Consider the following 11,732-nt stretch of genomic DNA (forward strand, 5'->3'; position numbering starts at 1 on the left):
CAGCAATTAATCGGTAAATGCGGCATAACACGGCTGACACCACACCGTTTCTTTTATTTTGTCCTATGCTGGAAACAATGGAGTGGTAATAGAAGGGCAAGCCGGATGAAAACGAAGGTTAGTTGCAAGCAGTTTTACCAGTTAATAAGTTGGATTCTGGCACTGATGATTTTTACCGTATTGGCAACAGAGCAGCGTTTTTCTGAGTTTGAACAACGGGTATTTAATGTGGTGATGGCGCCTCAGTTATCAGCAGAAGAGCGCTGGCAGGAGCTGGTGCAGTTGAAAAACGAGCCAGAAAGTGAGTTGCCTGGCAATAAAGCATTGCTGTTAATGCAGCAATGTCGTCTGGCCTACAGGCATAACTTCGGCGATCAAGCCGGCATTCTTCAGCAATCTGCCGCATTGCAGCAGTTAGCTGGGTATCAGCAAGGCGCAGCAGCATACGTTAAATGTCAGCAATACGAGGCGACAGCGCTGGATCATACTGAGCGCATATTTGAAAGAGGCTACCAGGCATATCACGCACTGAACAATACCGATGTAACCTTAATGCATATGTGGCTGGCCTATGATTACGCCAATGAAGCGCTGGAAGCAGGGTATACAGATGAAGGTATTGAAGCCATCAATCGATCACTGAATATTGCGCAATATAATCAGTTGCCAGAATGGGAGGGAGAGAGCCTGGGAGTATTGGCTGTGCTGCAAAGTGTATTAAAGCTTTATGATGAGGCACTTGAAACCAGTAGTCAGGCGCTGGCTATCATTACATCGCCACTTATCGAACGTAATTTGTTATTAAACCGTGGCTACATTTTAACCCAAGCCAAAAAGTTTGATGATGCTATAGCCTTGTATCAGACATTGTTGCAAAGCACTGAAGGGCAGGACCGGCGGTTATTTTTAATGGCAGGGGCAAATATGTCCGGCATTTATAACGAGCAGAATAAGCTGGATGAAAATCTGGCATTGACAGAAAAGCTGGTAGCAGAAGCTGAACTGGAAGGCGACGATTACCTCTGGTCACATGCCGCAATGGCCAGAGCTTATGCTCTGCTTGAGGCGGGCGACAAAGATGCCGCACGATCATTATTCTCCCGCAGCAAGGTATGGTTTGAAAACAACGATGTACTCATGCCGTTAAGTGAAAGCCTGGTGAATTGGGCACACCTGCTTTACCGCAAAGGTTTGTATCAGGACGCTTATGACGCGTTATTGGAAAGTAAGCTACTTAAGACACAAACTGATGAAGCCAGACGTACACAGGATGCTTTGCTAAGTAACGCTGTGCTGGCAACCGAGCAACAACGGCGGACCTTGCTGTTAGTGCAGCAGGCACATGAGCGTGACCGGGCATTGTTAACACAGAAACAGCTGGAGCAGCGTCTTTGGCTGATTGTTATCATTGCAACAATAATGCTAAGTGCGGCAATATTTTACGCCTATTACCGGCTGCGCCATGCACACAGCTTACTGGAAGAGAAAAACCAGCAACTGGATTATGAGAGCAATCATGATCCGCTGACTAAAGTATTTAACCGGCGTTATTTTAACCAGTTTATGCGCTCTAAGCTTGTCGCCAGCAACGATGCCTTATTGCTGCTGATGGATATTGATTTTTTTAAGAAAGTAAATGATACCTATGGCCATCATGCCGGTGATCAGGTGCTACAGATTGTTAGCAAACGGCTGGCCAGCCGGCTGCGGAACGGTGATTGTATTGTGCGCTGGGGTGGTGAAGAGTTTTTGCTGTATATAGACAGGCCGGCAGATATTAATAATTGCCAGATACTGATACAACGGCTGTTGGCTGAGGTAGAAGGCTCACCTATTAAGCTGGATGATGCTGAACTTAAAGTGACCGTCTCAATCGGTTTCGCCTATGTACAGTTAACCACACAAGCAGAGCTGGAACAGCAACTTATGCAAATAGATAGTTTTCTGTATCAGGCAAAACAACAGGGCCGAAACCGTGCGGTTGGTTTATTTTCCGGCGATACAAAAGCGCAATTGCCGACGGTGATTACATCTTCGCCAGCACCGGCTTAATTCTGGTCATGTTGGTAATAACTAAGCTATAGGCTCTTTTTCGGCGGCAGTGCTACGTTGGCAAAAATCAGCCCGGCTACCAGTGCCATTAAAATTAAAAAGGTTTGTTGGCCTACGCGGTCAGATACAACAAAATCCTGGCCGGAAATCAGTGAGTTTAAACCAATATAGGTTTTACTGCCCGGCACCAGTACGATTAAGCCGTGCATGGCAACAATAACGGCTGGTGCATTGGCCAGCCGGGTAAACAGGTTGCTGTATAGGCCAACGGCAAAGGCACCGAGAAAGGCGCCCATCGTATAGTCAAATAATGTCGCGCCGGTAATACTGACACCATAAGCGACAAAGCCAGCAGCCAGCGACCACAATGTATATTTGCCGCGGCTTTTAAACAGCACAATCAGCGAGCTGACCAGAATACCTACCGCCAGCCAGGCAAAATGGCGTGAAATTGGCGGCGGCTTAACAAAATCGACCACACCAAACAGGGCAAAACCAATAGCGATACCCAGCAAGGCGCCAAAATACAGCTTAAACAGCAGCATCAGCGCATCCATAATGCGGGCATTGCCCGATACCAGATGCCGTGCTGCCAGTTCAGCAAAGCCGATGGTTAGCGCCAGGCCCGGAATAAACGAAATAATGGCTGATAACACTGCCAAACGAATATTAATGCCGGGGTCTATATAACTGCTAATGGCGCAGGCAGCAATACCGGCGGCCAGTGCCACTAATGGCTCCAGCATATTGGCAATGCGCGGCGAGCGCGCGGCCCACAGCATAAACAGATAAACCAATAGCGATAATAACGATGACCACAATACATCATTCCAACTGGTGGCCATGAGCATGGCAAAAGCCCCGCCAGATGCCATCATCGCCACTGCGGTGGCCAGCTTACCGTAAGAGCTGGGGCGGGTATCAATAGCATCCAGCAGCGCATCGGCTTCATTAATACTGACTTTACCCTGCAACACCTGATCTACCAGTTCGTCGGTACGCGACAGTGCACCTAAATCCAGATCGCCGGGGTTAACCCGTGAGGCATGGGTGTACTCCTGCTCGTGGCCGTCGGTCCACAGTACAAACGTCATCGAGGTTGGGGAGATAATAAACGAGCCTTTTAAATTCAAATGGCTTGTCAGCTCGGTTAAATGAGCTTCCAGCCGATAGGCCGGAGTGCCGTACTTGTGCAGCATCTTGCCCAGTTTAACGACAAATTTGCGTTTATTATTAAAATCAGCAGTGTACACAAGCGGCATCCGTCAGGTTGGTAACTTGTTCATTGTAATGCAAAAGCGCGCTGTTACCACCTCTGGTTGGTAGTTATTTCCGGTAGTGGCTTATTAGAAATTTTGGCGGCATTCATAAAGCAATCAGATAATAAACAGTTTCCAATAATTGCTTCGGTCAATAGAATGCCAGATACCCAGTACTGGTTTGTTGCACCTTGATATGGAGATTGCATGAGTGAGCTAATTCTTTACACCACTGAAGACGGCCAGAGTAAGATCCAGCTACGGGCTGATAATGGCACGGTATGGTTAACCCAGTTGGAAATGGCGGAATTATTTAATGCCACTAAACAAAATATCTCGCTGCATTTAAAAAACCTGTTTGCTGATGGTGAATTGAGTGAGCATTCAGTTGTCAAGGAATCCTTGACAACTGCTCTGGACGGCAAGAGTTATCGCACTAAGCTGTATAACCTCGATGCTATTCTGGCGGTGGGCTACCGGGTACGTTCCCTGCGTGGTGTGCAGTTTCGCCGCTGGGCCAGCACGGTATTGAGTGAATACCTGCACAAAGGCTTTGTGATGGATGACGAGCGGCTGAAAAACCCGGATGGCCGCCCGGATTATTTCGATGAGATGCTCGGCCGCATCCGCGATATTCGCGCCTCGGAAAAGCGTTTCTATCAAAAAGTGCGCGAGCTGTTTGCCCTTAGCAGCGATTACGATAAAACCGATAAAAGTACCCAGCAATTTTTTGCTGCAGTACAAAATCTGCTGCTGTACGCTGTAACACAGCAAACTGCCGCTGAACTGATTTGCGCCCGTGCTAACCCGAATGACAACCACTTTGGTTTACTCAGCTGGAAAGGCGATAAAGTGCGTAAGCAGGATATTTTGATCGCCAAAAATTACCTGAGCGAAGATGAAATAGATACGCTGAACCGGCTGGTGGTTATTTTCCTCGAAACCGCCGAGCTTAGGGCGAAAAGCCGCATTGAAACCCGTATGGCATTCTGGCAGCAACGTGTTGGTGAAATTATTAGCAGCAATGGTTTTCCGCTGCTCACAGACGTCGCTGCTATCAGCCATGCCAAAATGGAGCAGCTAACTCAGCAGCGTTATGCCGATTTTGACCAGCGCCGTAAAACGCAGGAAGCAATAGTGGCCGACCTTACCGACGAAACCGAGCTAAAAGCGCTGGAAAGTAAACTTAAACACCGACCAACACGATAAGTTTAAATTACCACCGGTGTAAACCGGTGGCAGCAAGGTTTAAGTGTTACCTACCTGATAGTCAGCTGCGTTTTATCCGCCTGCCAGGTAATTTTTATTTTTAACTGCTTACTGGCTTTATCGTACCAGGCCACATTTTGCATACGGTTAAAGCGACTTTGCTGTGGTACCAATTGAATATAGCGGCCATCTACGCTGATGTGCTTAGGCGTGGCTGTTTGGTTATGCACTACCAGTGTAAGCTCACGGCTATCCGGCTTGCCGGTATAATCGCCGCTGCGACGCAATTCAAATTTCTGTTCGCCATCCTGCTTAAGGTAGTAAAAGTTCAGCAACTCAAACTGGCCATTGGCAATAGCATCCGGCGTTTTGCCATCGTCTTCATACATTTCACCTTTGGCGCACTCTACACTTGGGTCGGCATAATAATGCAGTGTCAGCTTGTTACTGGAGTAATCCCGTGTGCTTTGCACCAGTTCAGTCATCGGTACAAAGCTGCCGGCTTTTACCAGCACCGGTATGGTATCCAGCGTTACCGGAATTTCAACGACTCTGACCCCTTGAAAACGTTTGCCGCTGAAATAATCAAACCAGACACCGCCGGGCAATTGCACCGGCCAGCTTGTTACGCCGAGCTCTGTTACCGGCGCGACTAAAAAGGCGTCACCCCAAAAATAACTGTTCTTCTCGTCTATTAGTGCCAGGTTTTGCTCATCCGTAAAGAACAGCGGCCGCATTAATGGCATGCCGGTCAGGCTGTTTTGATACGCCAGCGTATAGTTATACGGCAGCAACTGATAACGCAAATTCAGCCAGGGCCGCAGGGTTTCGATGGTGTCGGTATCGTGAAATACCATTTCTGGTGCGATATGTTCCTGCGCATGTGGCCGGTATACCGGCTGGAACACGCCGTACTGCAGCCAGCGGATATACAGCTCTTTATCGAATTGTTCGCCACCGGCAAAGCCGCCTAAATCAGAGTGGATATAGCCAAAGCCAAACAAGCCCATGCTAAGCGCCAGTTCTACCTGTGGCTTTAAACCGCCCCAGCTGCGATCAACATCTCCGGTCCAGGGCACCATACCAAAGCGCTGGCTGCCTGGTGCGCCTGCCCGCATCATAATAAAAGGCCGCTGCGAGGGGAAATCACGCCGCATGCCGTTGTACACCATATCGGCCCACTGGTGGCCGTAGGCATTATGTATTTCGTTGGCCATGCCAACGGCATGCACTGTATCGTCCGGGTGTACTTCTGGTTCGCCTAAATCGCCCCAAACACCAGCCACGCCTTGCTCAGCCAAGCCTTTATAAATTTGCCAGAACCAGCTTTGGCCTTGCGCGCTAAACACATCAATTAAGCCGGTATTACCAAAGTAAAAATCAAAGGTTTTTGGCTTGCCATCTAAACCCGGCGCTATAGCACCGGCCGCTACCGCTTCCTGCCAGCGTTTTGAGCTGGTAAGCACAAAGGGCTCGGTAACTAAAATGGTGTTAACGCCGTCGGCCTTGAGATCAGCCAGCATTTTTTCCGGTTGTGGAAAGGCGTTTTTATCCCAATCCAGGTTACCCATATGGCCCTGAATATCCGGGCCAAACCAGTATAAATCTAGCACTAAGGCATCAAGCGGCAGCTTTAACTCACGGAATTTTTGCACCACAGAGCGGGTTTCTGCCTCATTGCGGTAACCAAAGCGTGAAGCATAATTACCTAAGGTCCAGCGTGCAGGTAGCGGCTGGCGGCCGGTTAAGGCGGTGTAGTTGTTGACTATTTGCGGATAAGAATCGCCAGCAACAACCACATAGCTGCTGCGGCCGCCTTCAGCGCTAAACTGCATAATGTCAGGCTCAGTGTGGCCTAAATCAGCTTCGCCTTTGGCTGAGTTATCAAACAATAACAAATACTTATTGCTCGACATAACGGCTGGCAGGCTAAAGTACATCTGGCTGGACTCTGTGCTGTAGCCATAATGGGCTTTGTTATACAGCGGGAATTTTTGCCCGCGCCGATCCATACCTAACACGCGCTGGCCGCCGCCCAGCAGTTTTTCGCTATCGCTTAGCGCAAAACGAAAGCCATGCTGTTGCGGCTGTTGTTGACGCTGCTGCTGTTGAAAATAACCTTGCTCTTCTGCCAGCAGTAATTTGCCCTGGTAGTAATAACTAAGCTGTAACGGCGCTTTATTAATTTTTACTGTTAAACTGGCCGAGCCCAGCGTTAAAGCGGCAGCGCTTTCTGTCAGGCGCAGTTGCTGCGGTTCGCTGTGCTGGCTAATTGAAAACGACGGTAATTGCTTTACGCCTTCGCCCTGATAAAACGCTTCTACCACATCGTTTTGGTAAAATGTCAGGCTAAGCTGGCCGCTATCGGTTTGAATAGTTAGTGTATTACCCGTAAGGCTATGTTGCTGGTACTGCGCTGCCTGTGCTGCAACAGTGCAGCACAGTGTGAATAAAACAAAGAATAACCGCTTCATATTAAAGCTCCAGAATAACCGATGCCAGCGGAGCCAGTTGCAACGCCACTGTTCCCGTGCCGTTTGCTACCTGCAGGCTGTATTGTGTATTGGTTAACTTGTCGGTTAACGGGTATTGGCCATCGGTTAGCTGCCATTTTGCAATTAGTTCTGTGGGTACGGTTAAGCCAAAACTTACGTCATTATCGCTGTTAAAGTGGCTGACAATCAGCAGTTTTTGCTTATCGTTATAGCGGACAAACGCCAGTTGTTGTTCGCTGTAGGCTGTGCCTGCTGCCAGGTTGGCACTATGCAGCTCGGTGTAATCACCCATTAGCGCCGGTGCGTTGGCGGTAAAACTAAGCAGGGTTTTATAAAAATTATGCAGCGCCAGCTCGTTGGCACTTAAGCCTGCGCCATCAAACTTGCCGCCGTTCATCCAGCGCTGGTGGTGCGGTACGCCCCAGTAATCAAAAATGGTAGTGCGGCTGGCTTTACCAAAACCGGCATCTGCAGCACCCGGCTCGCCAACGTCCTGACCAAAGTACAGCATGGTGGGCGATGTACTGATCGTTGCGGAGACTACCATAGCAGGCATGCCTTTGCGGGCATCACCGGCAAACTCCGGGCTGGCAATACGCTGCTCGTCGTGGTTTTCTAAAAAGTGCAGCATATGGTGTTCAATATCGGCCATGCGCTGCTGGGTTTCTATCAGGGCAGAAGTAGGGCCTTTACCCTGCATCACCAGTTTTAAGCTATCGTAAAACTCTACTTTGTCGTACAGGTAATCCATTTTACCTAAGCGGATATAGTCGCGGTATAAATGTGGCTGGTACACCTCGGCCAGCAAAAAGGCTTCGGGGTTTTTGTGTTTTATATGCGAGTTTAAATAACTCCAGAATTCTACCGGTACCATTTCAGCCATATCATAGCGAAAACCATCTACGCCTTTATCCAGCCAGTACTGCGTAATATCACGAAATTTATGCCAGGAGTCGGGTACGTCTTTACCCTGCCAAAAGGTGTAATGTGCCTGCCAATCTTTGTCAGCGTAATCGGCCGGTAGTTTATCAAAGTCGTAGCTGCCGTCCGGGCGTACGCCATAGTTAATTTTTACTGTTTCGTACCAGTCATCAAAATCTGGCTGCGCTGCACGCGAGCCATTGCCGGTCCACTTAGCCGGTGTTTCATTAAACCTGCCATCGGCTGCAGGGTGGGCTTCGCCGCCCAGTACTTTATAACTGGCAGGAAAGGCCGGTACACTAAAAGGCTGGCCCGGTACATAGTAAAAGTTATTGTCGCGGGCATATTCCACGCTGGTGTCATCATTGGCACCAAAATCAGTAACACCTGCCGGGTTTGATAATGACTGGTAAGCGCGTGCCACATGGTTAGGTACGATATCAATCAGCACTTTCATATCATGCTGGTGTGTGCGTTTAATTAAGGCTTCAAACTCGGCTAAACGGTTAGCCGGATCGGTGGCTAAATCGGGGTTAACGTTGTAGTAGTCTTTTACTGCGTAGGGTGAACCGGCGCGGCCTTTAATTACGTCAGGGTCGTCATGGCTAATGCCATAAGCGCTGTAGTCACGCACCAAAGCATGGTGTGGTACACCGGTATACCAGATATGGCTGGTACCCATAGCTTTAATGGCGCTGAGGGCTTCTGGCGTAAAGTCGGCAAATTTGCCCACACCGTTTTGCTCCAGCGTACCCCAGGGGGCATTAGTGGTGTTCTGGTTACCAAATAAACGGGTGAATACCTGATACACCACCACTTTATGTTCAGCAGTATTCAGCATAGTGGCATTATGCTCTGTGGGTTCTGCCTTAACAGGCGTGGCTTGTTCCTGTGTTTTGCCGCCGCAGGCCAGCAGCATGCTGCCAGCAAGGCTTAGCAGCAGAATAGTGGCTGTTTTGTTCATCTGTCTACCCTGTATTGTTCTATTTGTGCTGTAAAGTAACCGAGTGTATTACAGCTGGCTTGCCTTTTTATGGTGCATACGTATGCAGGCATGGCTAAACGGCTTATAAACTAAGGTCGCATCCTGCTTTCTTTCCACATTGTTTACACTATGCTGTAACAGAATCAACTTGTTATCGCTATTTTGCGGAGCCTGCCTATGTTTAACTTTAAGCTGAAAAATAAAATGCTGCTGTTGGCGGTTTTGCCAATAGTAACAGTGGTATTAGCGCTGATGCTGCTGATATACAGCCAGATGCGCGCTATGGGGGAAGCAGAAGTTGTGCAGTTTCGCGCTGATATGATGCACGAAAAACAAAATGCACTGGAGCATCATGTTGCTATAGCCATAACTGCAGTGGCACCGTACTTTAGCGGTGGTGAGCCGTCGGCAGAACAGCTGGATACTGCCAAGGCAGTGATCCGCGCCATGAAGTTCAGCGATGATGGTTATATGTTTGTGTACGATTTAGCTGGCGTAAATATAGTGCACGGCTCTAATGCCGCGCTGGAAGGGCGTAACCTGATCGAGTTAAAAGATCCTAACGGTGTACTGCTGATCCGCGATTTAATTGAGGCCGGTAAAAAAGGCGGTGGCTTTGTTACCTATATGTGGGATGAGAAAACCCGCGGTGGCTTAACGCCCAAGCTGGGCTATGCCGCACCCATGTATAATAACCGCTGGGTTTTAGGTTCGGGCTTTTATATCGACGATATTGACCGGCGCGTGGCAGAGCAGGAAAGGCAAATCAGCGAGCGTATCCGTAATACCCTGCTGCTAATCACCGGTGGCGCCATAGTGATGCTGGTGCTGGTGGTATTACTGGCATTATTTGTGGCAAATTTAGTGGTGTCGCCACTGCAAAAAGCCTCAGCAGCATTAATTAACATTGGCCAGGGCGAGGGCGATTTAACCCAGCGGCTGCAGGTAGAAACGTCCGATGAAGTAGGCGAAGTAGCGCGTGGCTTTAATGAGTTTGCGCAGAAAATCCAGCAACTGGTTAATGAGGTAAAACAAGCGGTACTGGCACTGAGCCATTCTGCTTCTACCATGCAGCAAATTGTGCGTTTAACTGATCAGGATGCGGGCCGGCAAAAGGCTGAAACCACTCAGGTTGCAGCAGCAGTGTACCAAATGTCTACCGCCGTGCAGGAAGTGGCCGGTAGTGCCGGTTTAGCTGCCAGTGCGGCGCAGGAGGCCGACAAAGAAGCCGTTGGCGGCCAGCAAAGTGTGTCGCTTACCATCAGTTCAATTAATAAGCTGGCAGATGACGTAAACCGCGCCGGTGATGCTATTGAAAAACTGGGCGCTAATGCTGATCAGATAGGGTCGGTGGTGAATGTTATCCGCGGCATTGCCGAGCAAACTAACCTGCTGGCGTTAAACGCCGCAATAGAAGCTGCCCGTGCCGGTGAGCAGGGCCGTGGCTTTGCCGTAGTAGCAGACGAAGTACGTACACTGGCAACCCGCACGCAGCAAAGCACTAATGAAATTCAGCAAATGATTGATCTGTTTCAGCAGGGCACCCGCGATGCCGTGCAGGTAATGCAGCGTGGTAAAGAGCAATCGCTGCAAACAGTAGCTCAGGCCGATAAAGCCAGCGAGTCGCTGCAAACTATTACTAAATCGGTGAGCACCATTACCCAGATGAATATTCAGATTGCCACCGCAGCCGAGCAACAAACGGCAGTGGCAACTGATATCAGCCGCAGTATTCATGAAATTGCCCAGTTGGCTGATCAGGCTGCAAATAATGCCTCTGAGCTGGCAAAATCGACCGACGAGCTGGGTACTATTGAGCAACGCCTTAGTGCCCTGGTACAGCGGTTCCGGGTTTAACTGCAGGTATTGTATGCGCCGGTGCGGGCCGTTCAGCCAGTGGCCGGCGCACAAACCAACGGCCAAGGTGCCACAGCAGCCACAATGACAACAGTGGAAACACCAGAGTTTGCAGGCTGTACACTACAATTAGCTGAATCAGCTTTTCTACCATATTGTCGGAAAAGCTTTTAACCGCCGCAAACATATCGTTAGCCTGCGCGGCCATTTGCTTCAACCAGCTTAATGAACCTTCATTACCGCTTTGCAGCGGCTGATCTACCCGTTGTAAAGCCGCTGTTTCACCGCTAAGGGCAGCCTCTGCGGCAATACGCTGTGGTTCCAGTACCCAGTCTGACAATTCAGCCACGCCAAAAGCAGCCAACGGTACACCAATGCGGATAACCAGTAACAGGGCAATAAAAATACGTAACAGGTAGGTAGCGGTGCTGCGCCAGGCAGGCGGGCCCAGCAATAACATAACGGCCGACAGCAGAATGCCGGTGCCAAACAACGGCAGGGCCGCCAGTTTGCCAAATTCCAGCAAAAACAGCTGCAGGCCAATAGATGTCATGGCCAGTACCATTAAATCAGAATAGCGTACCGCCATATCCTGCAGCGGTTTTAACAACTGGCCGGGCTTTATACTGGCCACGCCAACACCAACCTGAGCTTCTGATACAAAAGCAATACCGCGGTCAATTAAGCGGGCAGTGGCAAAAGAGGCACTGCTAAGCATTAAGCTGCGTTGCAGGGCGCTATTTGCTCTGTCATCCAGCGGTGACAGCGCAGGGTTTAACAGCCGTTGTTGCAATATACCGCTATAAATACCGGCAGAAAGTGCCAGCAGAAGCAGTAACAACGCAAATAAACGTTGAGCAGGGCTAAGCGTGGTGAGTTGTTTCATGGCAGCCTCCGGTTAACAGCATGGCGGGCGCCTGCTTAAGCCAGTATTAACCATTTTGCTGTTTGGTA

At 49.4% G+C, this 11,732-nt stretch carries 7 protein-coding genes; 3 read left to right on the plus strand and 4 right to left on the minus strand.

The window, feature by feature from the left end; genetic code table 11:
• The first annotated feature begins 105 nt into the window (after nt 1-105).
• On the plus strand, nt 106-2,052 hold the full coding sequence (locus M2404_RS04550) for a tetratricopeptide repeat-containing diguanylate cyclase (RefSeq protein ID WP_259238543.1): 1,947 nt from the start codon (nt 106-108) through the stop codon (nt 2,050-2,052).
• 26 nt (nt 2,053-2,078) lie between these two features.
• Here the strand turns inward: M2404_RS04550 and M2404_RS04555 are convergent, their stop codons facing one another.
• On the minus strand, nt 2,079-3,305 hold the full coding sequence (locus M2404_RS04555) for a threonine/serine exporter family protein (RefSeq protein WP_259238544.1): 1,227 nt from the start codon (nt 3,303-3,305) through the stop codon (nt 2,079-2,081).
• Nucleotides 3,306-3,518: 213 nt separating this feature from the next.
• Here M2404_RS04555 and M2404_RS04560 point away from each other — a divergent pair, with 213 nt between their 5' ends.
• Complete coding sequence (locus M2404_RS04560) at nt 3,519-4,520, plus strand: virulence RhuM family protein (RefSeq protein ID WP_259238545.1); 1,002 nt, start codon at nt 3,519-3,521, stop codon at nt 4,518-4,520.
• 50 nt (nt 4,521-4,570) lie between these two features.
• Here the strand turns inward: M2404_RS04560 and M2404_RS04565 are convergent, their stop codons facing one another.
• Together M2404_RS04565 and M2404_RS04570 are read right to left on the minus strand one after the other, a co-directional pair.
• Entirely contained in the window at nt 4,571-6,994 is a 2,424-nt protein-coding gene (locus tag M2404_RS04565) for a glycoside hydrolase family 31 protein (RefSeq protein WP_259238546.1), read from the minus strand.
• Nucleotide 6,995: 1 nt separating this feature from the next.
• Nucleotides 6,996-8,900 carry an alpha-amylase family glycosyl hydrolase gene (locus M2404_RS04570; protein WP_259238547.1) on the minus strand — a complete coding sequence of 635 codons (1,905 nt, stop codon included), beginning with the start codon at nt 8,898-8,900 and terminating at the stop codon, nt 6,996-6,998.
• A gap of 198 nt (nt 8,901-9,098) precedes the next feature.
• Between M2404_RS04570 and M2404_RS04575 the strand changes: the two genes are divergently transcribed.
• The gene (locus M2404_RS04575) at nt 9,099-10,778 is read left to right on the plus strand and encodes a methyl-accepting chemotaxis protein (RefSeq protein ID WP_259238548.1); all 1,680 of its coding nucleotides are present in this window, start codon (nt 9,099-9,101) and stop codon (nt 10,776-10,778) included.
• On the opposite strand, the gene M2404_RS04580 is transcribed toward M2404_RS04575, so the two are convergent.
• Nucleotides 10,747-11,664, minus strand: coding sequence for a hypothetical protein (locus M2404_RS04580; protein ID WP_259238549.1), 918 nt, complete (start codon nt 11,662-11,664; stop codon nt 10,747-10,749). The genes M2404_RS04575 and M2404_RS04580 overlap by 32 nt on opposite strands.
• Nucleotides 11,665-11,732: the final 68 nt, after the last annotated feature.

It is taken from the genome of Rheinheimera pacifica, assembly GCF_024809855.1.
Taxonomy (GTDB): domain Bacteria; phylum Pseudomonadota; class Gammaproteobacteria; order Enterobacterales; family Alteromonadaceae; genus Alishewanella; species Alishewanella pacifica_A.